Origin of the sequence: Caulobacter sp. BE254, assembly GCF_031457295.1 — a bacterium.
GTDB lineage: Bacteria > Pseudomonadota > Alphaproteobacteria > Caulobacterales > Caulobacteraceae > Caulobacter.
In genome coordinates this window covers 141,072-164,892 of sequence record NZ_JAVDWJ010000005.1, presented here as the reverse complement: position 1 = coordinate 164,892, position 23,821 = coordinate 141,072, and the positions used below count along the sequence as shown (strand labels likewise).

The 23,821-nt window shown below is 69.8% G+C and carries 26 protein-coding genes; 14 read left to right on the top strand and 12 right to left on the bottom strand.

What is annotated here, in order from left to right:
* Positions 1-44: 44 nt before the first annotated feature.
* Positions 45-386, bottom strand: coding sequence for a PRC-barrel domain-containing protein (locus J2X41_RS11535; RefSeq protein WP_310081976.1), 342 nt, complete (start codon positions 384-386; stop codon positions 45-47).
* 167 nt (positions 387-553) lie between these two features.
* Between J2X41_RS11535 and J2X41_RS11530 the strand changes: the two genes are divergently transcribed.
* The 3 genes from J2X41_RS11530 (at position 554) to mutT (ending at position 3,977) form a co-directional block, all read left to right on the top strand.
* Positions 554-1,837, top strand: coding sequence for an MFS transporter (locus J2X41_RS11530; protein WP_310081974.1), 1,284 nt, complete (start codon positions 554-556; stop codon positions 1,835-1,837).
* A gap of 4 nt (positions 1,838-1,841) precedes the next feature.
* Complete coding sequence (locus J2X41_RS11525) at positions 1,842-3,482, top strand: glycoside hydrolase family 43 protein (RefSeq protein WP_310081972.1); 1,641 nt, start codon at positions 1,842-1,844, stop codon at positions 3,480-3,482.
* A gap of 90 nt (positions 3,483-3,572) precedes the next feature.
* Positions 3,573-3,977 (top strand): 8-oxo-dGTP diphosphatase MutT, encoded by a 405-nt coding sequence (gene mutT / locus J2X41_RS11520; RefSeq protein WP_310081971.1) that lies wholly within the window; start codon positions 3,573-3,575, stop codon positions 3,975-3,977.
* 7 nt (positions 3,978-3,984) lie between these two features.
* Here the strand turns inward: mutT and J2X41_RS11515 are convergent, their stop codons facing one another.
* Entirely contained in the window at positions 3,985-4,899 is a 915-nt protein-coding gene (locus J2X41_RS11515; RefSeq protein ID WP_310081970.1) for a methyltransferase domain-containing protein, read from the bottom strand.
* Between J2X41_RS11515 and J2X41_RS11510 the strand changes: the two genes are divergently transcribed.
* From J2X41_RS11510 to J2X41_RS11495, 4 genes are read left to right on the top strand one after another with little or no spacing between them, the layout of a single operon-like run.
* Entirely contained in the window at positions 4,898-5,689 is a 792-nt protein-coding gene (locus J2X41_RS11510; RefSeq protein ID WP_310081968.1) for a ComF family protein, read from the top strand. The two genes, J2X41_RS11515 and J2X41_RS11510, sit on opposite strands and share 2 nt — an antisense overlap.
* 32 nt (positions 5,690-5,721) lie before the next feature.
* A complete protein-coding gene (gene grxC, locus J2X41_RS11505; protein ID WP_310081966.1) occupies positions 5,722-5,976 on the top strand; it encodes a glutaredoxin 3 in 255 nt (84 codons plus the stop codon).
* Positions 5,973-6,797: a carbon-nitrogen hydrolase family protein gene (locus J2X41_RS11500; RefSeq protein WP_310081965.1), complete on the top strand. Its 825-nt coding sequence runs from the start codon at positions 5,973-5,975 to the stop codon at positions 6,795-6,797. The genes grxC and J2X41_RS11500 overlap by 4 nt, the downstream gene beginning before the upstream one ends.
* Positions 6,798-6,812: 15 nt before the next feature.
* Entirely contained in the window at positions 6,813-7,247 is a 435-nt protein-coding gene (locus tag J2X41_RS11495; protein ID WP_310081963.1) for a DUF1178 family protein, read from the top strand.
* A 342-nt stretch (positions 7,248-7,589) separates the two neighbouring features.
* Here J2X41_RS11495 and paoC read toward each other — a convergent pair whose 3' ends face one another.
* From paoC to J2X41_RS11450, 9 genes are all read right to left on the bottom strand, one after another.
* Entirely contained in the window at positions 7,590-9,797 is a 2,208-nt protein-coding gene (gene paoC / locus J2X41_RS11490) for an aldehyde oxidoreductase molybdenum-binding subunit PaoC (RefSeq protein WP_310081961.1), read from the bottom strand.
* A 4-nt stretch (positions 9,798-9,801) separates the two neighbouring features.
* A complete protein-coding gene (locus J2X41_RS11485) occupies positions 9,802-10,752 on the bottom strand; it encodes a xanthine dehydrogenase family protein subunit M (protein ID WP_310081960.1) in 951 nt (316 codons plus the stop codon).
* Positions 10,749-11,399, bottom strand: a complete 651-nt coding sequence (paoA, locus tag J2X41_RS11480; RefSeq protein ID WP_310081959.1) for an aldehyde dehydrogenase iron-sulfur subunit PaoA — start codon at positions 11,397-11,399, stop codon at positions 10,749-10,751. Before paoA ends, J2X41_RS11485 begins: the two co-directional genes overlap by 4 nt.
* A gap of 193 nt (positions 11,400-11,592) precedes the next feature.
* The gene (locus J2X41_RS11475) at positions 11,593-11,907 is read right to left on the bottom strand and encodes a glycine zipper 2TM domain-containing protein (protein WP_310081957.1); all 315 of its coding nucleotides are present in this window, start codon (positions 11,905-11,907) and stop codon (positions 11,593-11,595) included.
* 138 nt (positions 11,908-12,045) lie between these two features.
* On the bottom strand, positions 12,046-13,095 hold the full coding sequence (locus tag J2X41_RS11470) for a glycine zipper 2TM domain-containing protein (protein WP_310081955.1): 1,050 nt from the start codon (positions 13,093-13,095) through the stop codon (positions 12,046-12,048).
* A 112-nt stretch (positions 13,096-13,207) separates the two neighbouring features.
* Positions 13,208-13,672 (bottom strand): nuclear transport factor 2 family protein, encoded by a 465-nt coding sequence (locus J2X41_RS11465; RefSeq protein ID WP_310081954.1) that lies wholly within the window; start codon positions 13,670-13,672, stop codon positions 13,208-13,210.
* Positions 13,669-14,421 carry a bifunctional 2-polyprenyl-6-hydroxyphenol methylase/3-demethylubiquinol 3-O-methyltransferase UbiG gene (gene ubiG, locus J2X41_RS11460; RefSeq protein WP_310081952.1) on the bottom strand — a complete coding sequence of 251 codons (753 nt, stop codon included), beginning with the start codon at positions 14,419-14,421 and terminating at the stop codon, positions 13,669-13,671. The genes J2X41_RS11465 and ubiG overlap by 4 nt, the downstream gene beginning before the upstream one ends.
* A gap of 50 nt (positions 14,422-14,471) precedes the next feature.
* A complete protein-coding gene (locus J2X41_RS11455) occupies positions 14,472-14,801 on the bottom strand; it encodes a hypothetical protein (protein ID WP_310081950.1) in 330 nt (109 codons plus the stop codon).
* Between the two features lie 10 nt (positions 14,802-14,811).
* On the bottom strand, positions 14,812-15,732 hold the full coding sequence (locus J2X41_RS11450; protein WP_310081949.1) for a hypothetical protein: 921 nt from the start codon (positions 15,730-15,732) through the stop codon (positions 14,812-14,814).
* Between the two features lie 292 nt (positions 15,733-16,024).
* Here J2X41_RS11450 and J2X41_RS11445 point away from each other — a divergent pair, with 292 nt between their 5' ends.
* Positions 16,025-17,272, top strand: coding sequence for an aspartate kinase (locus J2X41_RS11445; RefSeq protein WP_310081947.1), 1,248 nt, complete (start codon positions 16,025-16,027; stop codon positions 17,270-17,272).
* Between the two features lie 28 nt (positions 17,273-17,300).
* Here the strand turns inward: J2X41_RS11445 and J2X41_RS25295 are convergent, their stop codons facing one another.
* Positions 17,301-17,435, bottom strand: a complete 135-nt coding sequence (locus J2X41_RS25295) for a hypothetical protein (RefSeq protein WP_404979929.1) — start codon at positions 17,433-17,435, stop codon at positions 17,301-17,303.
* A gap of 61 nt (positions 17,436-17,496) precedes the next feature.
* On the opposite strand from J2X41_RS25295, the gene J2X41_RS11440 reads away from it, so the two are divergent.
* The 6 genes from J2X41_RS11440 to ptsP all read left to right on the top strand — a co-directional run bounded on the left by J2X41_RS11440 (position 17,497) and on the right by ptsP (position 23,708).
* Entirely contained in the window at positions 17,497-17,958 is a 462-nt protein-coding gene (locus J2X41_RS11440) for a hypothetical protein (protein ID WP_310081946.1), read from the top strand.
* Between the two features lie 19 nt (positions 17,959-17,977).
* Entirely contained in the window at positions 17,978-18,721 is a 744-nt protein-coding gene (locus J2X41_RS11435; RefSeq protein ID WP_310081944.1) for an AraC family transcriptional regulator, read from the top strand.
* A gap of 99 nt (positions 18,722-18,820) precedes the next feature.
* Positions 18,821-19,483, top strand: coding sequence for a glutathione S-transferase family protein (locus tag J2X41_RS11430; RefSeq protein ID WP_310081943.1), 663 nt, complete (start codon positions 18,821-18,823; stop codon positions 19,481-19,483).
* Positions 19,484-19,658: 175 nt separating this feature from the next.
* Positions 19,659-20,597, top strand: coding sequence for a DMT family transporter (locus J2X41_RS11425; protein WP_310081941.1), 939 nt, complete (start codon positions 19,659-19,661; stop codon positions 20,595-20,597).
* A 163-nt stretch (positions 20,598-20,760) separates the two neighbouring features.
* On the top strand, positions 20,761-21,240 hold the full coding sequence (locus tag J2X41_RS11420; RefSeq protein WP_310081939.1) for a glycine zipper 2TM domain-containing protein: 480 nt from the start codon (positions 20,761-20,763) through the stop codon (positions 21,238-21,240).
* Between the two features lie 203 nt (positions 21,241-21,443).
* Positions 21,444-23,708, top strand: a complete 2,265-nt coding sequence (gene ptsP / locus J2X41_RS11415) for a phosphoenolpyruvate--protein phosphotransferase (protein WP_310081937.1) — start codon at positions 21,444-21,446, stop codon at positions 23,706-23,708.
* The last annotated feature ends 113 nt before the right edge of the window (positions 23,709-23,821 follow it).

The following is a 23,821-nucleotide window of genomic DNA, read 5'->3' as shown; positions in this document are numbered from 1 at the left end:
TGGCGAGGCGTCGAGTGTTGGTTTCGTGCAGAGGTTGCGCAGGTTCAGGGCGCCTCGAAAAACCGCTCCACCTGCGCGCCCCAGCCGTAGGTTGCGCTATTGAGCTGGTCGCGGTCGTAGGCCGGGACCTCCTTGAAGCGGTCCCTGGTCAGGTCGGCGACATAGGCCTGGTCCTTGTCGTCCCAGGTCAGCAGGCGCCAGGGCAGGGGGCGGAACTTGCCGCCGGCCGCGAACAGGCCCGTGGGCTCGACGGCGACATAGCGGACGATGCCGGCGTCGCGGTCGATGAACAGCTCGCGGATCACGCCCAGCTTGTGGCCGCCGGCGTCCTTGATCTTCAGCCCGACCAGGGTGGCGCTCTTGGCCAGGCGATCGTCGACGCTCATCGGGGTCTCCTTGATTGTCCGGGGATCAAACGCGGCCGCGGCGCGGATTGATCCACAAGGGACTACGACCATGGCGGGGTTTGCCGCCGTCGCGGAGCGGGCTATGCCTGTTACCGCTACCGTCATTGACGCGACCCAAGACGTAGAGGCGGAACCGGGAGAGAGGCATGAACGGCAAGATCCGGGCCCTGCGCTGGTGGATGATCGGCCTGGTGATGTTGGGCGCGGTGCTCAACTACCTGACCCGCAGCACCCTGGGCGTGGCGGCCCCCGCCGTGCTGGCCGACCTGCACATCGGCCCCAAGGAATATTCCTGGATCACCGGGGCCTTCCAGCTGGGCGTCATGCTGCAGCCCCTGTGCGGCTACGTGCTGGATTCCATCGGCCTGAAGCTGGGTTTCGCCCTGTTCGCCACCGCCTGGTCGCTGATCACCATGGCCCATGGCCTGGCCGGCAACTGGCAGGCGCTGCTGGGGCTGCGCGGGGCCCTGGGCGTGGCCGAGGGCTGCGCCCATCCGGCCGGCATGAAGGCGGTGTCGACCTGGTTCCCGGCCCGGGAGCGCGGCCTGGCGGGCGGGGTCTACAACATCGGCGCCTCGATGGGCTCGGTGCTGGCGCCGCCGCTGGTGGCCTGGTCGATCCTGGTCTGGAACTGGCGGGCGGCCTTCGTCGTGGCCGGGGTGCTGGGCCTGGCCTGGGTGGCGCTGTGGCTCCTGGCCTATGAGTCCCCCGACAAGCACAAGGGCCTGTCCGACGCCGAGCGCGACCTGATCGCCGCCGGCCAGGAGGCCCACCTGGAGGACGCCGGGACCCGGCCCTCGCTGCTGAGCCTGCTGGGCCGCCGCAACTTCTGGGGCATCGCCCTGCCCAGGTTCCTGGCCGACCCGACCTGGGGCACGCTGTCGTTCTGGATCCCGCTGTACCTGACCACGGTCCGGCATTTCGACCTGAAGCAGATCGCCCTGTTCGCCTGGCTGCCGTTCGTGGCCGCCGACATCGGCTGCCTGTTCGGCCCGGCCGTGGTGCTGTTCCTGCAAAGGCGCGGGATCAGCCTGGTCAACGCCCGGCGCGGGGCCTTCACCCTGGGGGCGGTGCTGATGACCGGCATGATGTTCGTCGGTCGGGTCGAGAGCCCCTACATCGCGATCGCCCTGCTGTGCCTGGGCGGCTTCGCTCATCAGACCCTGTCGGTGACGGTGATCACCATGTCGTCGGACCTGTTCCGCCGCAACGAGGTGGCGACCGTGGCCGGCCTGGCCGGGTTCTTCGCCAATCTGGGGGTGCTGGTCTTCTCGCTGCTGATCGGCGGCCTGGTGGCCACGGTGGGCTACGACCCGTTCTTCGTCGCCCTGGGCGTGCTGGACCTGGCCGGCGCGGCCCTGCTGTGGATCCTGGTCCGTGATCCGGCTAACACCTCGACCGCCAAGCCCGTCACCGTTCCCGCCCTGTAGAGCCATGCCGCAAGACACGATCCCCAATCCGATCCTGAGGGGTTTCAACCCCGACCCGTCGATCGTCCGCGTCGGCGAGGACTACTATGTCGCCACCTCGACCTTCGAATGGTTCCCGGGCGTGCAGATCCACCATTCGCGCGACCTTGTGAACTGGCGGCTGCTGACCCGGCCCCTGACCCGGCCCAGCCAGCTGAACATGCTGGGCGCGCCCGACGGCTGCGGGCTGTGGGCGCCGTGCCTGACCCACGCCGACGGCCGGTTCTGGCTGATCTACACCGACGTCAAGCGCTACGGCCGCACCACGGTTGGGGGAGCGTCGGGCGCGTCCCTGCGCGACTTCCACAACTACCTGGTCACAGCCGACGACATCGAGGGGCCGTGGTCGGATCCGGTCTATCTCAACAGCAGCGGCTTCGACCCGTCGCTGTTCCATGACGACGACGGCCGCAAGTGGCTGCTGAACCAGCTGTGGGACCACCGGCCCGGCCGCGACCGTTTCGCGGGCATCGTCGCCCAGGAATACGACGCCTTCGCCGCCAGGCTGGTCGGTGAGCGCAAGCTGATCTTCCCGGGCACGGCCCTGGGCCTGACCGAGGCCCCGCACCTCTACAAGCGCGACGGCTGGTACCACCTGATCACAGCCGAGGGCGGCACGGGCTTCGGCCACGCTGTGACCATGGCCCGCTCACGGACGCTGGAGGGGCCCTACGACCTGCACCCCGACGGCCCGGTGCTGACCGCCCGCGACCGGCCGCACGCGGCGCTGCAGCGGGCCGGCCACGCGGACCTGGTCGAGACCCCCGACGGAACGACCTGGATGGCCTATCTGTGCGGCCGGCCCCTGCCCAATCGCGGCCGTTGCGTGCTGGGCCGCGAGACGGCGATCCAGCCGATGGCCTGGGGCGAGGACGGCTGGCTGCGCACCCGCGACGGCTCGGGCGACCCGGAGCTGGCCCCGCCGTCGCCGGGCCTGCCGCTGGCGCCCTGGCCGGCCGCCCCGGCCTGGGAGGACTTCGACGCGCCCGCCCTGCCGATCGACTTCCAGTGGCTGCGCTCGCCGTTCCCGGACGAGCTGTTCAGCCTGACGGCGCGTCCGGGCTGGCTGCGGCTGTTCGGCCGCGAGACCATCGGCAGCCAGCATCGCCAGGCCCTGGTCGCCCGCCGCCAGCAGGCGTTCTGCTACAGCGCCCGCACGGTGCTGGACTTCGCGCCCGAGCATTTCCAGCAGGCGGCGGGGCTGGTCTGTTATTACGGGGCCAGCAAGTTCCACTACCTGTTCGTGTCGCGCGACGACGAGCACGGCCGCTGCCTGCAGGTGATGTCGGCCCTGCCCGACAGCCCCCAGGCCGACGCCTTCACCGCCCCGATCCCGCTACCCGACCAGGGGCCGGTCCACCTGCGGGTCGAGGTCGATTTCGAGCGCCTGCGCTTCGCCTACAGCCTGGGCGGAGAGCGGTGGACCTGGCTGCCCCAGGTGTTCGACGCCTCGATCCTGTCGGACGAGGCCACCGCTCCCGGCGCGCCCAACTTCACCGGCGCCTTCGTCGGCATGGCCTGCCAGGACCTGTCGGGCGCGATGCGGCCGGCCGACTTCGACGGGTTCGGCTATGTGGAGCGGGAGTATCGGGCGACGGTGGGGTAGCGCCAAGGCAAGCCCGCGCCAGAACCCCTCTCTCAAAGAGAGAGGGATTCAAGGTTGCCAACCGTCGCCGGCTGTTCGACTAACGCGCCCATGACCAAGCCCACCGTCCTCGTCGCCGCCGCCGCCCTGATCGATGTCGACGGCCGGGTGCTGATCTGCCAGCGGCCCAAGGGCAAGCAACTGGCCGGCCTGTGGGAGTTTCCCGGCGGCAAGGTCGAGCCCGGCGAGACGCCCGAACAGTGCCTGATCCGCGAGCTGCACGAGGAACTGGACATCAAGGTCGCCCAGGCCTGCCTGGCGCCGTTCGTCTTCGCCTCGCACAGTTACGAGTCGTTCCACCTGCTGATGCCGCTTTACCTGCTGCGGCGCTGGGAGGGACGGGTGACCGCCAAGGAGCACGAGGCGCTGAAGTGGGTGAAGCCGGACCAACTGGCGGACTATCCGATGCCGCCGGCCGACCTGCCGTTGATCGCCTGGCTGCGCGACCTGCTGTGAGGCGGCCCTAGCCGCCCGCCTTGTCGCCCGCCGACTGCTCCACCGAACCCAGGGCGTCGGCCAGCCGCATCTTGGCCGAGCCGGGGCGCAGGGGCTTTTGCTGGCGCTCGTGCGGGGCCCAGCCCGTCACCGTGATGATCTCGAACGTGGCCGGCACCCGGCCGTCGGGCTCGGCGAACCGCTGCTGGTAGATCTCCATCGCCCGCAGCAGCACCCGGCGGCCCAGCGGCTTGCGCGAGCGGTCGATCAGCACGCTGGTCTCGCCCATGGCCCGCAGGTCCTTGAGCAGGGCGATCGGGTGGGCGTAGCGCACCTTGACGCGGTCCTTGTCGGCCACCGGCAGGGCGAAGCCGGCCCGCTGCAGCAGGCCGGCGGCGTCCACCGTGTCGGCGAACGGCGAGACGCGCGGGAAGGCGCCGCCGGTGATCTCGTCCTCGGCCGCCAGCAGGGCCTGGCGCAGCTCGGTCAGGGTGGCCCCGCCGAACAGGGCCCCGACGAACAGGCCGTCCGGCTTCAGCGCGCGGCGGATCTGGATCAGGGCCCCGACCAGGTCGTTGGTCCAGTGCAGGGCCAGGGTCGAGACGGCCAGGTCGAGGGTCTCGTCGCCGAACGGCAGGCGTTCCTCGTCCGCGACAACGCGCACGCCCTCGCGACCGCTCAGCATGCCCTCCGACAGGTCGGTCTGGATCAGCAGGCCGATCTTGGCGCGGGCGTCGCTGCTCTCCAGGGCCTTCGAGAAAGCGCCGTTTCGGCTTCCGAGATCGACCGCGACGGGAAACTCCCGCAGGATCGCCTCCAGGCGCAGCACGGCGTCCTCGGCGGCGCGGGCCTTGAGAAAACCGGCGGCGTCGAAGCCGGGGGCGGCGCGGTCGAGGCGGGCGCGCAGCAGGGCGCGGTCGAAGAGCAGGGGGGCGTTCGTCATGTCCGCGCAAGATGGGGCTTTCCGCGCGCCATGGAAAGCTCTGGGGAGGCCGCCGGCCCGCGTCACGGCGTTCGCCCAAGGGATGCTGGACCTGATCCTGCCGCCGCGCGCCTTCGACGGCGGGGCGGCCCTGACCTCGGGCCTGTCCGCCGACGCCTGGAGCCGCATCACCTTCCTGGACGGCCCGGTCTGCGACGGCTGCGGCGCGCCGTTCGCCTACGACGCCGGCGAGGCCCGCTGCGCCCTGTGCCAGGCCAAGCCCCGCGCCTTCGCCCGGGCGCGGGCCGCCTGCCTCTATGACGAGCACTCGCGCGACCTGATCCTAAAGCTCAAGCACGCCGACCGCACCGACCTGTCGGGCCTGTTCGCCCGCTGGCTGTCGCGCTGCGCCGCCGACCTGCTGGAGGAAGCCGACGCGGTGCTCCCCGTGCCCATGCACCGCTCGCGCCTGCGCAAGCGCCGCTACAACCAGGCCGCCGAGATCGCCCGGCCGTTGTGCGCCCTGGCCGGACGGGCCTACCTGGCCGACACCCTGGTGCGTCGGCGCGACACCGACAGCCAGGGCGGCAAGTCGGCCGACGGCCGCCGCCGCAACGTCGCCGCCGCCTTCGCCGTGCCCGAAGCCCGCCGCTGGCGGGTGATCGGCCGCAAGGTGCTGCTGATCGACGACGTCCTGACCACCGGGGCGACGGCCGAGGGTTGCGCGCGGGCGTTATTGGCCGCCGGCGCCGCCCAGGTGACACTCGCCGTCGTCGCGCGCGTTACAGAAATGCAAGCGCGTCCTATATGAGGACCGGAAACGACTTCTGTTACGGATTCCCCATGGCCAAGGTCACCATCTACACCCGTCCGTTCTGCGGCTACTGCGCCCGGGCCCTAAAGCTGCTCAACGACAAGGGCGCCGACTTCACCGAGATCGAGGCGGGCATGGATCCGTCGCTGCGCAAGGAGATGATGGACCGTTCGGGCCGCACCACCTTCCCGCAGATCTTCGTCGGCGAGCAGCATATCGGCGGCTGCGACGACATGTTCGCCCTGGAGCGCGAGGGCAAGCTGGACCCGCTGCTGGCCGCATGAGCCCTCTTCGAGTCGGCCTGATCCAGACCCGCACCCCCGCGACCCATGAAGCGGCGCTGGCCCATGTCGCGCCGATGGTGCGCGAGGCGGCGGCCCAGGGCGCCCAGTTCATCCTGACGCCCGAATGCACCAACGTGCTGCAGAAGGACCGGGCCAAGCTGCTGCCGACCCTGGTTTCGCTGGAAGACGACATCGTGGTGCGCGGCCTGCGCGACCTGGCCCGCGAGCTGGGCGTCTGGATCGACGTCGGCTCGGCCCTGGTGAAGCGGGAAGACGGCAAGGCCGCCAACCGCCAGGCGGTGATCGACCCCACGGGCGCGATCGTCGCCACCTACGACAAGCTGCACATGTTCGACGTCGACCTGCCCACCGGCGAGACGGCGCGGGAATCGGCGACCTACGAGCCCGGCGAGCGCGCCATGGTGGTCGAGACGCCCCTGGGGACCTTCGGCCTGACGATCTGCTACGACATGCGCTTCCCGGCCCTGCACCGGGCCCTGGCGCTGGGCGGGGCCAAGATCCTGACCGTTCCGGCCGCCTTCACCCGCCCGACCGGCGAGGCGCACTGGGACATCCTGCTGCGGGCCCGGGCCATCGAGACGGGCTCGTTCGTGATCGCGGCGGCCCAGGGCGGCTTCCACCAGGACGGCCGCGGCACCTGGGGCCGTTCGATCGTCGTGGGGCCGTGGGGCGAGGTGATCGGGAAACTTGACCACGACGAGCCGGGCGTGTTGATCGCCGACCTCGACCTCGCGGCCGCCGACAAGGCCCGTGCGGCGATCCCGGCCCTGAAGAACGCCCGTGCTTTCACGGGTCCCTGACCCCATATATCCAAGATGATCAAGTACGCGCTCGCCTGCGACCACGACCACGCCTTCGAGGGCTGGTTCGGCTCGTCGTCCGACTATGACGACCAGGCCGCGCGCGGGCTGCTGGAATGCCCGCTGTGCGCCTCGAAGACGGTGCGCAAGCAGATCATGGCTCCCGCCGTGGCCGGGACCAAGGCCCGGAAGGCGGCCCCCGAGCCCAGCGCCCAGATGCGCGAGATGATGATGACCGCCATGGGCGAGGTCCGCCGCCAGGTCGAGGAGAATTTCGACTATGTCGGCGATCGCTTCGCCAAGGAGGCGCGCGACATCCACGACGGCAAGTCCGAGGACCGCGGCATCTACGGCGAGGCCTCACCCAAAGAGGTCAAGGCGCTGATCGAGGACGGCGTCCAGGTCGCGCCCCTGCCGCCGGCCGCGCCGAAGAAGACGGACGTGAACTGAGGCGGGCGGCGGGGACCGCCAACGCTGAAAAAGCTGTCATCCCGGACAAGCTCGGCGCAGCCGAGCGCTGATCCGGGACCGCCGCAAGCTCAGAGTTCACGCCCCGGTCCCGGATCTTCGCGCTGCGCGCTCGTCCGGGATGACAACCGCTTTCGGTCCTGGCTAAGCGGTGGCCTCGTTGCGGCGGCAGCCAGGACTAATCGACGTTCAAGGTCCTGCGTGGTCCTCGTCCTTCGACAAGCTCAGGATGAGGACCATTCATAGGCCCAGCAGTAAGAAAACCTCATCCTGAGCTTGTCGAAGGACGAGGTTTTCGGCCCCCCGGACGAATAGCGATCCGCCTTAGGCCGCCGCCATCCCCTTCAGCACCTTGTCCAGGGTCAGCGGATAGTCGCGGATCCGCACGCCGCAGGCGTTGTAGACGGCGTTGGCCACGGCCGCGCCGACGCCGCAGATGCCCAGCTCGCCCACGCCCTTAGCCTTCATCGGCGAGGACTTGTCGTCGACCTCGTCGAGGAAGAACACGTCCTGGTGCGGGATGTCGGCGTGGACCGGCACCTGGTACTCGGCCATGTCGTGGTTGACGAAATAGCCGAAGCCCGGATCGATCACGGCCTCCTCCATCAGCGCCGCGCCCACGCCCATGGTCATGGCCCCGATCACCTGGCTGCGGGCCGACTTGGGATTGAGGATGCGGCCGGCGGCGAAGGCGCCGCTCATCCGCCGCACGCGGATCTCGCCGGTGTCCGCGTCGACCCCGACCTCGGCGAAGTGGGCGCCGAAGGTGGACTGGGCGAATTTCTCGCCCAGGTCGCCGAACTCGATGCTGTCCTCGGCCGACAGGCCGCTGGGGCCCGCAATCCTGGCCAGGGACAGGCTCTTGCGGCTCTGCTTGACCTTGCCGTTCTCGAACACCGCCGTCGCCGGATCGAGGCCGGCCTTCAGCGCCACCGCCTCGCGCAGCTTGACGCAGGCTGCGTAGACGCCCGAGGTCGAGCTGTTGCCGCCCCATTGGCCGCCTGAGCCGGCCGAGACCGGGAAGCTGGAATCGCCCAGCAGCACCACGACCTTGTCGATCGGCACGCCCATCATCTCGGCGGCGGTCTGGGCGATGATCGTGTAGCTGCCGGTGCCGATGTCGGTCATGTCGGTGGCCACGGTCACCACGCCCCTGGCGTCGACCCCGACCCGGGCGGCGGACTTCATGGTCAGGTTGTTGCGGAACGCCGCCGCCATGCCCATCCCGACCAGCCAGCGGCCGTCGCGGACCTGGCCGGGCGTCGGGTTGCGCCGGTCCCAGCCGAAGCGCTCGGCCCCGATCCGCAGGCAGCCGACCAGGTTGCGGTGCGAGAACGGCCGTTCGGGGCCGGCCTCCGGGTCGAACTGCACGTCGTTGCGGATGCGCAGCTCGACCGGGTCCAGCTTCAGCCGCTCGGCCAGCTCGTCCATGGCGATCTCGAGGGCCAGCATGCCGGGGGCCTCGCCGGGGGCGCGCATGGCGTTGCCCTCTGGCAGGTCCAGCACCGCCAGCCGATGGGCGGTCATCCGGTCCTTGCCGCCGTAGAGCAGCCGGGTCTGGTTGGCCGCGGTCTCCGGGCCGCCGCCGGGCAGGTCGCCCGACCAGCTCTCGTGGCCGATGGCCAGGATCTTGCCGTCGCGGTCGGCGCCGATGCGGATCCGCTGGATGGTCGCCGGTCGGTGGGTGGTGTTGTTGAACACCTGCGGCCGCGCCAGGGCCACCTTGACCGGACGCCCGCCGATGGCCCGCGAGCCCAGGGCCGCCATCACCGCGTCGCTGCGCACCCACAGCTTGCCGCCGAACCCACCGCCGATATAGGGCGACATCACGTGGATGTTCTCCTTGGGAATCAGCAGGGTCTCGCTCATGTCGCGGACGGCCCAGTCGATCATCTGGTTGGAGGTCCACAGGGTCAGCTTGTCGCCGGTCCAGGCGGCGATGGTGGCGTGCGGCTCCATCATCGCGTGGCACTGGTCGGGGGTGGTGTAGGTCTGGTCCAGCCTGACCGGCGCCCTGGCGAAACCCTTGGCGAAGTCGCCGGTCGCGGTGTCGGCCGGGGAGAAGTCGTCCTTGGGCTTGACCGCCGAGGCCTTGGCGGCGGCCAGGTCGTAGCGGCCCTTGGCCTTGGTGTAGTCGACCCTGATCAGCCTGGCGGCCGAGCGGGCCTGTTCGAAGGTCTCGGCCACCACCACGGCCACGGCCTGGTCGAAGTGCTGCACCTCGGGGCCAGCCAGCAGCCGGGCGGTGATCGCCTTGGCCTTGCCCAGCTTGCCGGCGTTCTCGTAGGTGACCACGGCCAGCACGCCGGGCGCGCGGCGGGCTGCGGACGTGTCGATGCGGTCGATCCGGCCCTTGGCGATGGCGGCGCCCAGGATGCAGCCGTAGGCGGCGTCGGGGGCGACGTCGTGACGCTCGTAGGCGTAGGGCGCCTTGCCGGTGGTCTTCAGCTTGCCGTCGATGCGGTCGTGCGGCTGGCCGACCACCTTCAGGCGGTCGATCGGGTTGGTGGCGGCGGGCGTGTCGAACTTCATGGGATCAGGCCCTCGCCGAGCGGAAGACGGCGTCGAGCGTCCGCTCGACCAGGGTGGTCTTGAAGGCGTTCTGCGGGGTGGTCCGAGCCCCGGCCAGCACCGCCCCGGCCACGGCGCGCGCGCCCTGGCCGATCCGCTGCTCGGCGGCCTCGACCCGCCAGGGCTTGTGGGCCAGTCCGCCGAAGGCCAGCCGCCCGGTCCCGTCCGGCTGCAGCACCGCCGCCACCGACACCAGGGCGAAGGCGTAGGACGCCCGGTCGCGGACCTTGCGGTAGACGTGGGTCCCGCCCGGCGGTCGGGGCAGGGTCACCGCCGTGATCAGCTCGCCGAGCTCCAGCGTGGTCTCGATGTGCGGCGAGGATCCCGGCAGGGTGTGGAAGTCGGCGATCGGAATGGCGCGCGTGGTCCCGTGGGCGTTCACCGTCTCGACCTGGGCGTCCAGCACCCGCATGGCCACGGCCATGTCGCTGGGATGGGTGGCGATGCAGTGCTCGCTGGTCCCGACGATGGCCAGGTTGCGGTTGAAGCCGCCCAGGGCCGAGCAGCCGGAGCCGGGCTCGCGTTTGTTGCAGGGCTTGGTGGTGTCGTAGAAATACGGGCACCGAGTCCGCTGCAGCAGGTTGCCGGCGGTGGTGGCCTTGTTGCGCAGCTGGCCCGAGGCGCCGGCCAGCAGGGCGCGGCTCAGCACGCCGTAGTCGCGGCGCACGCGGGCGTCGGCGGCCAGGTCGGTGTTGCGCACCAGGGCCCCGATCCGCAGGCCGCCGTCCGGCGTCGCCTCGATCCGGTCCAGGCCCAGGCGGTTGACGTCGACCAGATGGGCCGCCGTCTCGATCTGCAGCTTCATCAGGTCCAGCAGGTTGGTGCCGCCGGCGATGAACTTGGCGCCGGGCGTGCGGGCGACCGCGGCGGCGGCTTCGGCCGGCGTGGCGGCGCGCTCGTAGGTGAAGGCCTTCATGCCTTGCCTCCCGCGCCCTGGCCGGCGACGTCCTGAATGGCCTCGATGATGTTGGAATAGGCGCCGCAGCGGCAGATGTTGCCGCTCATCCGTTCGCGCAGCTCGTCGACCGTGGCCTGGGGCGCGGCCTCGAGGCTGGCGCTGACGTGGCTGGGGATCCCGGCCTTGATCTCGCCCAGCATCGCCACGGCCGAGCAGATCTGGCCGGGGGTGCAGTAGCCGCACTGGTAGCCGTCGTGGCGGACGAAGGCGGCCTGCATCGGGTGCAGGCGGTCGGGCGTGCCCAGGCCCTCGATCGTGGTGATCTCGTCGCCGTCGTGCATGACGGCCAGGCTCAGGCAGCTGTTGATCCGCCGGCCGTCGACGATGACCGTGCAGGCCCCGCACTGGCCGTGGTCGCAGCCCTTCTTGGTGCCGGTCAGCTTCCAGTGCTCGCGCAGGGCGTCCAGCAGGGTGGTGCGGTTGTCCAGGTCGAGCCGATGGGGCTGGCCGTTGACCTTCAGCGTCACGGGCGAGGTCGGGGGCGGGCCTTCGGGGGGCATGGCGGTCTCCTGGGCCGAGAGCGGTCCGCCGGTCAGTGTCGCCGTGGCGACCCCGGCCGCGAGCACCCCTCGGCGCGAGACCGGGAAGATCGCCTGCTTGTCCATGCTGTCCCTCGCGCGCTGTTCAGCTCAAAATGCGCGAGATGGGGGGAAGGATGCGAAGCGGCGACCCCGAGGACGCGGTTCGGCGCGATCGAGCAAGAAATCCGCGAGGATCAGGCAAGACAAAGGGGCGCCGACTTGGTCGACGCCCCTTCGTTCATCCTGACGCCCGGTCGATGAGACCGGAACGGACCGCCTAGTAGCGGCGGTACTCGTAGTGGCAGTTCTTCTTCTTGGAGTTCTTCTTGGCGATCTGGTTGCCGGCGACCGCGCCCAGCGCGCCGCCCAGCAGGGCGCCTTCGGTCTTGTTGCCGTGACCCGCGACGACCGCGCCGAGCGTGCCGCCGCCGAGGGCGCCGACCACGGTCCCCTTGTTGCGAGCGCTCTTGGTGCTCTTGCACACCCAGACCTTGTGGGTGCGCGTCTGGGCTTCGGCGGCCGTGACGGCCACCGTGGACGCCGTGAAGCCGAGGGCGACGACGACGGCGAGAGTTTTCAGATGGGCGCGCATGGCGACCTCCCTGGTTTGTTGGCGATCCTTGAGCACTCAATAACGCTCAAGCTTCGAATGAGTTCGATCATTGTCGGAAATACGACCTGAACGGGGGATGAAGCGGCGCCGACCGCGCCGTTCATCCCCGTTCTTCCGCTAGCCCTGGATGCGATAGCGGCCTTCGCTGTCGGGGCAGACCCGGACATAGCGGGTCTCGACGCGGCCGTTGTAGTCGGTGTCGGCCGGGGCCAGGCGGCAGCGGCGGCTGTAGTTGCTGTAGGCCGTGCCGGAGCTGGCGCGATAGCGGCTGCTTTCGCGGTAGGGGACCGTCTCGTCATAGGTCCAGTACTGGCCGTCGGTGTCGCAGCGGTTCTTCGACGAGGCGTTGCCGATGCTGGCCCCGACCCCGGCCCCGACCAGGGCGCCCAGCACAGTGCCTTCCGGCTTGGCGTTGCGCGCGGCCAGGTTGGACCCGGCCACGGCCCCGACCAGAGCCCCGATCACGCCGCCGGCCGCGGCGTTCTTCCGGGCGTCCACCCGGCACGGGGCGTTATACGAGACGTCGTCGCCGTAGCGGCCGGCGTAGGGCGCGCCGTAGCGCGTGGCGTAGTCGGGATAGCGGCGGTCATAGGCGCCCGAGCCGTAGCGGCGGTCGTAGTCGGCGCGGGCCCGCTCGTAGTCGGCCCGGTCGCGGTCGTACTGGGCGCGCTGGCTCAGATAGTCGCTGCTGCGGGAGCTGTAGACCTGGCCGCCGTCGCTGAAGCGCCGCGCCTGGTCGGGATAGCGGCGGTCATAGGCGCCGTAGCCGTTGCGGCGGTCATAGTCGCGGCGGGTGTCCTCGTAGATCTGGCGGTCGTGGTCGAGGGTCGCCTGCTCGGCGTAATCGTCCGGACGGCCGGAATAACGGTCGGAATAGCGGGGGCTGTCGAAGCGCGTGGCGTATTGCGGATAGCGGCGGTCATAGGCGCCGGCGCCGTAGCGGCGGTCATAGTCGGCCTTGTCGCTAAGGTACTTGGTGCGGTCGCGGTCGTAGTCGCGCTGCTGCTGCTGGTAGTCGGCGCTCTGGGCGTCATAGACGGCGCGCTGGTCGCCATAGGCGTCAAGGCGCTGCTGGTAGGCCGCGTCGGCCGACTGGGCGAAGGCTGGCGCAGCCGTGCTCAGGGCGACGGCCGAGGCCATCAGCCACACGGTGGTTTTCGAAATCATGATGCTCTCTCCGTTCGGACGAACGGATCGACGTTCGGCCCCCGAAGCGAGCCGCCAATCCTTGTGGGATGTCCCTTGCAAGTATGAAGGCGCGGCGGCGGTACAGGTTCCGTCAGGCGCCCGGCGTGGCCTTCACCCAGGGGTTTCCGCGCTCGTGGCGCTGGCGATAGGCGAAGGCGACGATCTTCCAGGCCCCGTCGATCCTTCGGAAACCGTGCTCGTAGACACCCCAGGTCTCCCACAGCGGGTCGCCGTTTCCCTCCAGCCGGTTCCAGGCGTAGCCGTGCGAGATCATCGTCGCGGCGTCGCCCTCGACCGTAACCTGGTGATTGGTGCGCAGATGCAGGCTGGTCTTGGACGGGGCGAGGTTGGCTTTCCAGCCCTCGACCAGGGCGTCGGCCGGAATGATCGCGGCGGGCTGGCCGGTCAGGCTGGAGAAATCCGCCGTCACCTGGTCGGCGAAGAAGCTTCGCGCCCTGGCCCAGTCCTTGTCGTCGACGGCGTTGTCGAGGCCGTCGGCCAGGCGGATCAGGGTTTGCTCCAGCAACAGGCGGTCCAGGTCCATGGCGCGGCTCATTCCTTGGTCACGGTCATCATGTAGTTGATATCGACGTCGGCCGAGCGGCTCCAGCGGCCGGTCAGCGGGTTGTAGGCGACGCCGAATGGGCCGTGCATGACCACCGGCTCGCCGGCCAGGAAGGCGCGCAACTCGTCGGGCTTGAGGAACTGCTTCCAGTCGTGGGTGCCGGGCGGCACCCAGCGCAGCACGTATTCGGCCCCGATCTTGGCCAGGGCCAGGGCCTTGAGCGTGCGATTGAGGGTGGCGACGATCATCAGCCCGCCGGGCGCCAGCAGCCGCGCGCAGGTGCGCAGGAACTCGCCCGGATCGGCCACGTGCTCGATGACCTCCATGGTCAGCACCACGTCGAACGGCCCCGCGCCCTCGGCCAGCAGCTGTTCGGCGGTGGCGGGACGGTAGCCGATCTCCAGCCCCTGTTCGGCGGCGTGGGCGGCGGCGGTCTTGATGTTGTTCTCCGAGGCGTCGATGGCGGTGACGTCGAAGCCCAGCCGGGCCATCGGCTCGCTCAGCAGGCCGCCGCCGCAGCCGATGTCCAGCAGCTTCAGCCCCTCGAACGGCGCGCGGGCGTTGCCGTCGCGGTCGAACCGCGCCAGGGCCTGCTCCCTGATGAAACCCAGCCGGCAGGGATTGAACACGTGCAGCGGGGCGAACTTGCCGCGTGGGTCCCACCATTCGGCCGCGATGGCCGAGAACCGCGCCACGTCGGCGGGGTCGATGCTCCAGGAGGGGGGGGCGGTCTGAGTCATGGTTCGCGTATCAGCACGACTTCGACTGGAAGGTCCAGATCGGTCCAGGCTCAATGTGACCGCGGTGGTCCCAACTGCGCGGCGATGCGGCTCCGCAAGGGCGCGAACTGTGGCGGCAGGCGGCTCAACAGAAGGCGCTCGAGGCTGAACGAGGGGTCGTCGAACACCCCGTGCGGGGTGCGGACATAGCCCTTGTAGACCCGGCGCGTTCCCGACCGGTCGGTGCAGACGAATCCCCGATAGCCGAGGGGCGGCGGGTCGAGCGCGGCGGGCGTGGGTGACAGCCGGCCTTGCAGCTTCAGGAATTCTCGGTGATCGCGCTCGTCGAGCCGCCAGCGCGGGTTGGGCCTGCCGCTGAACAGGTCGAGCTCGACGAGCATTGGAAACCGTTCAGTTGATGACGACGGACTTGCCAGCGTAGAAATAGTCGCAGAAATCCGTGTAGCCGCCTCTGTTGCAGGTCTCCGGATTCGTGATCAGCACGTTGCTGTTGTCAACGTTTCGCGCCGCCGTCGAGCCGGGTTTGTGGCCCCAGAAGCCGCCCCGCTGATGCCGATACCAGTGGTAGTCCCAACCCGGATCGATCACGAGCGCCATCAAGCGTCGCGGCCATTCGCTCTGGGGCAAGCAGTCACAACGCTTCTTCAGGCCGTCCGCCATCGCGGCGACCGTGACGGTGTTGCACGCCATGACGCCGGTCTGGGCGCCGTGCGCGCGGCCAGGCTGGGCGAAGGTGTTGGTGCGCCAGTTGCGGGCGTAGTTGTAGCAGTTGTTGTAGGGCTGGGTCGCGGCGTTGTTCCAGAAGGCCGGATTGTACTGGCTGACCTCGTACTGGCACTGTGCGCACTTGGTGTCGTCGATCGTGGTCCGCAACGGGTTCGACGGCGGCGGCGGCGGCGGCGGTCCGGGCTGGGGCGGGTCCTTGAAGAAGCGGTCCAGGCGCTCAAGGGCCAGGTCGCGCAGCTTTCGGTCCAAGGGCGTGATCTGGTGCTCCAGCAGCTTGACCTCCGAACGCAGGGGCATGCTCTCGATGAAGAGCTGCGCCAGGGTGTGGGCGGCCACTGGATCCCCGGCCGCGGTCGAACCCAGGGCGAATTTCTTGGGCACGCCGCGGCGGATCGGCTCGTCGTCGGCGAACAGCTCCAGCTTCACTTCGCGGTAGCCCAGGCCGTTGAAGCCCGCACCCGGTTTGGCCACGGCGTTTGGGCGCTCGGCGACCTGGGCCAGCAGCTTGTTGGCGATTTCGGTCTCGGTGATGAACCAGACCGGGTTGGGGCGGCCTGAAAACAGGTCGATTTCAATGCGTAGCAACGTCCGTCCTCCTCGTTGTTCGGGGGGCCACAAACAGGCAAGCGACATTGATGGGGGTAATTTTCACAAGCTATGCGAGTGTAAATTAATAATACACGCATTACAATTGTGAAAGGCGATCGGACCGTTCGCCATCGCTGATCGTGGCGCGACGGGAAGCCGCGACGAAAAAGACGGCGCCGCGACATTGCCGTTGCGCCCCAGCGCCGCTAGAAGACCGCGGCTTGCGCCACGGCGGTGGTTCGTCCGTCCTCGGCGCAAGAATTGACCTTAGGTTTTGACGGGGTAGGGCGTGTCACGTCTGGTGATGAAGTTCGGCGGCACTTCGGTGGCCGACCTGGAGCGCATCCGCCGGGTGGCGCGCCTGGTCGCGGCCGAAGTAGCCACGGGCAAGCAGGTGGCGGTGGTGGTCTCGGCCATGTCGGGCAAGACCAACGAACTGGTGGCCTGGACCGACGGCTCGGGCCGCGCGGCGCAAGGGCTGCCGGAGTCGGACGACGAGTACGACGCCGTCGTCGCCTCGGGCGAGCAGGTGACCGCCGGCCTGCTGGCCATGACCCTGCGCAATATGGGCTTGAACGCCCGCTCGTTCCTGGGCTGGCAGGTGCCGATCCTGACCGACGACGCCCACGGCCGGGCCCGCATCGAGGACATTCCGCCGGCCAATCTTGAGGCCTGTTTCGCGGCCGGCCAGATCGCGGTGATCGCCGGCTTCCAGGGCGTGACCTCCGACCAGCGCATCACCACCCTGGGCCGGGGCGGCTCGGACACCAGCGCCGTGGCCATCGCCGCGGCGGTGAAGGGCGACTGCGACATCTATACCGACGTCGACGGCGTCTACACGACCGATCCCCGGATCGAGAGCAAGGCCCGCAAGCTGGCCAAGATCTCCTACGAGGAAATGCTGGAAATGGCCTCGCTGGGGGCCAAGGTGCTGCAGACCCGCTCGGTCGAGATGGCCATGGCCCATCGCGTCCCGGTGCGGGTGCTGTCGAGTTTCGTCGAGCCGGGCGAAGCCCCGGGCCAAGGTACGATCGTCTGCGACGAGGAAGAAATCATGGAAAAGCGCATCGTCTCGGGCGTCGCCTATAGCCGCGACGAGGCCAAGATCACCCTGCTGGGCCTGCCCGACCATCCGGGCGTGTCGTCGCAGATCTTCGGCCGGCTGGCCGAGGCCAACGTCAATGTCGACATGATCGTGCAGTCGCGCGCCCGCAGCGCCGACACCGCCAACATGGAGTTCACGGTCGGCAAGCGCGACGCCGTCCGCGCCGTCGAGATCGTCCGCAAGGCCCAGGCCGAGATCGGCTTCGAGGACGTGGCGGTCAACGAGGACGTCGCCAAGGTGTCGGTGATCGGGGTCGGCATGCGCAGCCACGCCGGCGTCGCCCAGTCGATGTTCCAGGCCCTGGCCGAGAAGAACATCAACATCCAGGTCATCTCGACCTCGGAGATCAAGATCAGCGTGCTGATCGACGCAGCCTATACCGAGCTGGCGGTGCGGGCCCTGCACGCGGCGTACGGGTTGGATCAGCTGTAGGATTTCTGGCGGAGGGAGGCCCCCTCCGTCACGTCGCTGCTAGCGACGCGCCACCTCCCCCGCTTTGCGGGTGAGGAGAAGGTCGGCGCGGTTTCCTCCTCACCCGTGAAACGGGGGAGGTGGCGCGATGCGGATACGCATCGTGACGGAGGGGGCGTCCCATCGTTAGCTAAACGTCGCGTTCTGACGGTATGAAGGGCCTCGAATCCCTTCCAGGAGCCTCCATGTCGGTCTTCCATTTCGATCCCGAGAAGAAGTCCGTCACCTTCGAGGGCGAGGCCGGGCTGGAGCTGCTGTACGACCTGCTGCTGCGCGCCAAGTTCGGCGACGGCTACGAAAAGCCCTTGCTGGTCAGCCCGTGGCTGGCCTCGCTGCTGCGCAAGCTGGACAAGGCCCTGCCCGACGACGGCCAGTGGTTTCCCGAGCAGCCCGGCCGGCCGATCTTCGACGAGGACGACCTGTTGGCCATGGGCGACGCGGTGATCGAGGAGGGTCACACCGTCGGCTGGTGGACCATGACCGAGCCCGAGAAGCGCGCCTATCTGCGCGAGGTGATCGCCGCCCCGCATCCCCTGACCGACGCCGAGGTCGAGTTCATCGAGGCCGACATCGACGCGGCGGTCGAGCAGGCCAAGCAACTGGTCGAGGCGATCGGCGAGCCGCTGGCCCTGCCGGGGCACGGCTGACAACGAGGAGAGGGCGGCGATGGATCATGGACTGAACGGCCGTCCCGCCCAGCTTTCCCTTCGCCGCTACGGCGCCGACGGCGACGCCCACGCCCATGACGACTTCGATCAGATCGTCCTGCCGCGGCGGGGCGTGTTGGAGATGGAGATCGACGGGCGCGGCGGCCGGGTCCAGGCCGGCCAGGCGGCGCTGGTGCGTTGCGGAACCCGCCACGCCTTCGCCGCCGACGGCGACAACCTGTTCGTGGTGGCCAATATCGGCGCGGACCTGATCGCCCCGTTCGAGACCCTTCGCGACCGCGCCTTCCTGCCGGTCAACGCCCCGGTGCGAGGCCTGCTGGATTTCGTCTGCGGCGACGCGGCGCGGCAGGTCGAGGACGAGGTGGCGGCCCTGTGGGCGCCGTTGCTGCTGCGGGCCCTGGCGGCCGGCGGTCCGGAACCGGATCCGCGCCTGGCCCGCGCCGCCGCCCTGATCGAGCGCGACTTCGCCCGGCCGCTGAGCGTCGGCGAGCTGGCGGCCGAAGCGGGCATGAGCCGGAGCCGGTTCTTCGCCGGCTTCGCGGCGGCGTTCGGCCGCTCGCCGCACGCCCAGCTGGCCGACACCCGCCTGCGCGCGGCCCAGCGCCTGCTGTCGGACACCCGCCTGTCGATCGCCGAGATCGCCGCGCGCACCGGCCATGCCGACCAGAGCGCCCTGACACGGGCGATGAAGACGCGCCTGGGCGTGACCCCGGCGAGGTGGCGGCGCGGCGCGCGCGGCTGATTTTTTCGGGAATTTTCGGACCCGATGTCGAAATCGCGCCCCCTGGCGCGACTTCTCCTCGAAGGCCCCGCGGGGGGCCTCGTGACGAGGAGCTGGATGATGATCACGATCAGTGCTTTCCGCTGGGTGCCGCCTTTCGCCCAAGGCATCGTGCGCGACCTGCGGGTGCGTTGGGCCCTGGAGGAGGCCGGCATTCCGTACCGGACCCGCCTGCTGGAGCAGGGCGAGCAGGGGACGGCAGCCTATCGCGAGATGCAGCCGTTCGGCCAGGTGCCCTACCTGCAGGACGGCGACTTCTTGATGTTCGAGAGCGGGGCCATCGTGCTGCACATCGCCGACCGCTCGCCGGCCCTGGCGCCGTCCGACCCGCAGGCGCGACTGCGCATGCACACCTGGCTGATCGCGGCGCTCAACTCGGTCGAGCCGGCCATCCAGAACCTGACCACCATCGACCTGTTCCACGCCGACGAAGCCTGGGCCAAGGCGCGCCGGCCGGCGGCCGAGGTCTTCGCGATCTCGCGGCTGGACGCCGTGGCCGCCTGGCTGGAGGGCCGCGAGTACCTGTCGGACGACCGGTTCACCGCCGCCGACCTGATGATGACCACCGTGCTGCGCTTCCCGCGCCAGACCAACCTGGTGACCTCCAACCCGGTGCTGGACGCCTATGTCCGCCGCTGCGAGGCGCGGCCGGCGTTCCAGCGGGCTCTGGCGGCGCAGATGGCGACCTACCAGGAGGCCGAGGCCGTTCAGGCGGTGGCCTGATCCGGTCAGCCCCAGAACGTGTCATCCCGGATCGGCGCGCTTCGCGCTTGTCCGGGATGACACTGTCTTGTCGAGCCTGCGACCGGGGCGCTTCCCGGTGCAGTTCGAGAGTCCCCGCCCAACCTCCGGGAGCTTTCGCCAAGCCTCCCGCGCCGGGCTCTGCTAACCCGTTCGTATGGATCACCGGCGGCGTCTTCTGATCGGACTTCTCTGCGGCCTGGTCGCGGGCGCGTTCTGGGGCGGGGTGTTCCTGGCGCCCAAGCTGCTGGCCGCCTTCACGCCGCTGCAGATGACCGCCGGGCGCTATGTCTGCTACGGCCTGGCCTCGGCCGTCCTGCTGGCGCCCGCCGGGCGCGGGGTGATGGCACGCCTGACCTTGGCCGACTGGCGCGACCTGGCCGGCCTGAGCCTGCTGGGCAACATCGTCTACTATGTCTGCCTGGCGGTGTCGGTGCAGATCGCCGGCGTGGCCCCGGCCTCGCTGATCATCGGCCTCCTGCCCGTGACCATCACCCTGGTCGGCGCGAAACCTGGAGAAGGCGTGGCCCTGCGCCGACTGGCCGCGCCGCTGCTGCTGGTCGCCGCCGGGGTGGTCTGCATCAATGTCGCCGCCTTCCAGACCGCCGGAGACGTCGGCGTCGGGCGGCTGGTCCTGGGCCTGCTGGCCGCGGTTGGGGCTCTGACGGTCTGGACCGTCTACGCCGTCTGGAACGCCCGCCGCCTGGCCGCGACCCCACGCTTCAACAGCCACGAATGGTCGCTGCTGACCGGCGTGGTCACCGGCCTGCTGTCGCTGCTGCTGGTGATCCCGGCCTTCCTCGGCGGCGCGCCGCACCTCGCGGCGGGGTGGGCCCTGTTCTGGGGCGTCAGCCTGGCGGTCGCCCTGGGCGCCTCGGTGATCGGCAACGGCCTGTGGAACGCCGCCAGCCGCCTGCTGCCGCTCAGCCTGTCGGGCCAGCTGATCGTCTTCGAGACCCTGTTCGCCCTGCTGTACGGCTTCCTGCACGACGCCCGCTGGCCGCTGCCGCTGGAGGTCGCCGCCATCGTCCTGATGCTGGCCGGGGTGCTGTGGTCGGTGCACCTGCACCGGCCCGACGAGAGCGGCGCCCACTGATGGGGACAAGCGCATGCGCCCGTCCCCAGCCAGGGGCGTTCCCCAAACATGACCGCCACCTGAACATCGCCGTTCAGATCGGGTTCAAGGCCAGAATGCGACAAAGGTCCCAACAGCGCCGCACCGGACTTCTTCCGGCCTGACGCTCTCAAGGAGCAACGCCATGAAGACCTTTGGTAAGTTCACGAAGATCGCCGTCGCCGCGGCCGTGACCGGCGCCCTCGTTCTGCCCGCCTCGGCCGCCTTCGCCGGCGACCGCAACAACAAGACCGAGCGCGCCATCCTCGGCGCCGTGATCGGCGGCATCGCCGGCGCGGCCCTGTCGGACGGCGACCGAGGCGGCATCGCCATCGGCGCCGTCGCCGGCGCCGCCTTGGGCGCCTCGACCGGCCATGGCGACCGCTACGACCGCGACCATCGCTATTCCAGCGGCTATCGCGACAGCCGCTACGGCTACGGGTCCAGCTACAACAGCGGCTACGGCTACAACAGCGGCTATGGCCGCTCGGGCTACGACAACGGCTACGGCCGCTCGGGCTACGACGGCCGCGACCGCCGCGGCGACCGCTACAACACCGGCTACCGCTATGGCGGCCGGGACGGCGGCGGCCGATACGACGGCTATTACGGCCAGCGCCGCTAACGGCGTCCGCGCCTGAACGCTCCGGCGCCGTCCCTTCGGGGGCGGCGTCTTTTTTCGTGCGCGAACCACGATTAGGCCGCGAGCGAACGCTGTGCTGGCCGCGAAATCTGCTATAGCCCGGCTGAGGGCGATGCGGCTTCTTAACCTTCGACGCGTTCTGTCGGGACCAGCCGCATCGGACCATGGGGAGTGCGCGGGCAGACATGGCGGCGTCCGGGATCGCTGTTCGGGGACCACGCAGTCTGCTTCGGCAGATTCGCGAGGCCATGGCCGGAGGCGGGCCCGCCCAGGCCAAGCTCGACATGGTGGTGCGCACCATCGCCATCTCGATGGTCGCCGAGGTCTGCTCGATCTATCTGCGCCGCGCCTCGGGCGACCTGGAGCTGTTCGCCACCGAGGGCCTGTCGCGCGACGCCGTCCACGTCACCCGGCTGAAGCCCGGCGAGGGCCTGGTCGGCGAGACCATGCGCCTGGGCCGGCCGCTGAACCTGTCGGACGCCGCCAGCCACCCGTCGTTCTCGTACCGGCCGGAAACCGGCGAAGACCCTTACCATGCCTTCCTGGCCGTGCCGCTGCTGCGCGGCGGCCGCACGATCGGCGTCCTGGTCGTCCAGAACCGCACCGAGCGGGTCTATGACGAGGAAGAGGTCGAGGACCTGCAGATCATCGCCATGGTGCTGGCCGAGATGGTCAGCTCCAGCGAGCTCCTGGGTCTGGCCGAGCTCAAGGACGTCGAGATCGCGCCCCACAAGCCCGAGCGGCTGAAGGGCGCGCGCTTCGCCGAGGGGCTGGCCTATGGCGTGGCCGTGCTGCACGAGCAGCCGGTGGCCCCCGAGCAGCTGCTGTCCGACGACGCCCTGGCCGAGGAGGCCCGGCTGAAATGGGCGGTCGAGGCGCTGCAGACCCAGATCGACGAGATGCTGGAGGGCCAGCACGGCCTGGTCGGCGCCTCGTACGAGGTGCTCGAGACCTACAGGATGTTCGCCCACGACCGGGGCTGGAACCGGTCGCTGCAGGAGGCCGTGCGCTCGGGCCTGACCGCCGAGGCCGCGGTCGAGCGCGTCCGCTCCGAGCACCGCGCCCGCCTGGGCCAGGCTCGCGACCCCTATCTGCGCGAACGCCTGCACGACCTCGAGGACCTCAACGACCGGCTGCTGCGCCACCTGTCGGGCGACGTCCACATGGTGCGGGTGCTGCCTGAGAACGCGATCCTGATCGCCCGGAACCTGGGTCCGGCCGACCTGCTGGAATACGACCGCACCAAGCTCAAGGGCATCCTGCTGGAGGAAGGTTCGGCCGCCAGCCACGCCGGCATCGTCGCCCGGGCGTTGGACATCCCCTGCGTCGGCCGCCTGGCCGGCCTGCGCGACCGGGTCAGCGAGGGCGACCCCGTCGTGGTCGACGCCGAGACCGCCGAGGCCTGGCTGCGGCCGCGCGCCGACGTGGTCAAGTCGCTGCAGGCCCGGATGGAGGTCCGCGCCCAGCGCAAGGCCGAGTTCGCCCGGATCCGCGACACGCCGGCCGTGACCAAGGACGGCGACAAGGTCACCCTGCTGATGAACGCCGGCCTGGCCGTCGACCTGGACATCCTGGGCGAGACCGGGGCCGAGGGCATCGGCCTGTTCCGCACCGAGTTCCAGTTCATGGTCGCCGAGGAGATGCCCCGGCTGGAGGCCCAGACGGCGCTCTACGAGAAGGTGCTGGAGGCCGCCGACGGCATGCCGGTGACCTTCCGCACCCTGGACCTGGGCGGTGACAAGCTGCTGCCGTACATGGAGCTGGAGCGCGAGGACAATCCGGCCCTGGGCTGGCGCGCCATCCGCATGGGCCTGGACCGACCAGCCCTGCTGCGCATGCAGATCCGCGCCCTGATCAAGGCCGCGCGCGGCCGGCCGCTGCGGATCATGTTCCCGCTGGTGGCCAATGTGGACGAGTTCCGCGCCGCCCGCGCCTTCGTCGACCAGGAGGTCGCCTGGGCCCTGAAGCGCGGCCGGCCCGAACCGGCACGCCTGGACGTCGGGGCGATGATCGAGGCGCCGTCGCTGCTGTGGCATCTCGACGCGCTTTTGCCGATGACCGACTTCGTTTCGGTCGGCACCAACGACCTGATGCAGTATTTGTTCGCCGCCGATCGCGGCAATCCAAGGGTTTCGGACCGCTACGATCCGCTGTCCCCGGCCGCCCTGCGGGCGCTGAAGACTATCCAGCAGGCCTGCGCCGACACCGGCACGCCGGTCTCGGTTTGCGGCGAGATGGCGGGGCGTCCGTTGGAGGCTTTCGCCTTGCTGGCCTTGGGTTTCGACGGGTTGTCGATGCCGCCGGCCGGCATCGGGCCCGTCAAGCAGATGGTGCTGTCCTGCGATCGCGAGGCCGCCCGGCGCAATGTCGAGGCCCTGCTGAAGACCTCGGCCGGATCGCTGCGCGGCGAGATCGAAACCCTGGCGCGCAAGCTCTACGTTGCTATCTAGACACGGCGCGGATTAACCAAGCGCGACCTTATAGTTTATTGAATCCCGCGACTTACTTTGATATCGACCATAAAGTATTAACAATTCCCGGTCAGTCTGGCCGGGATAGCGCG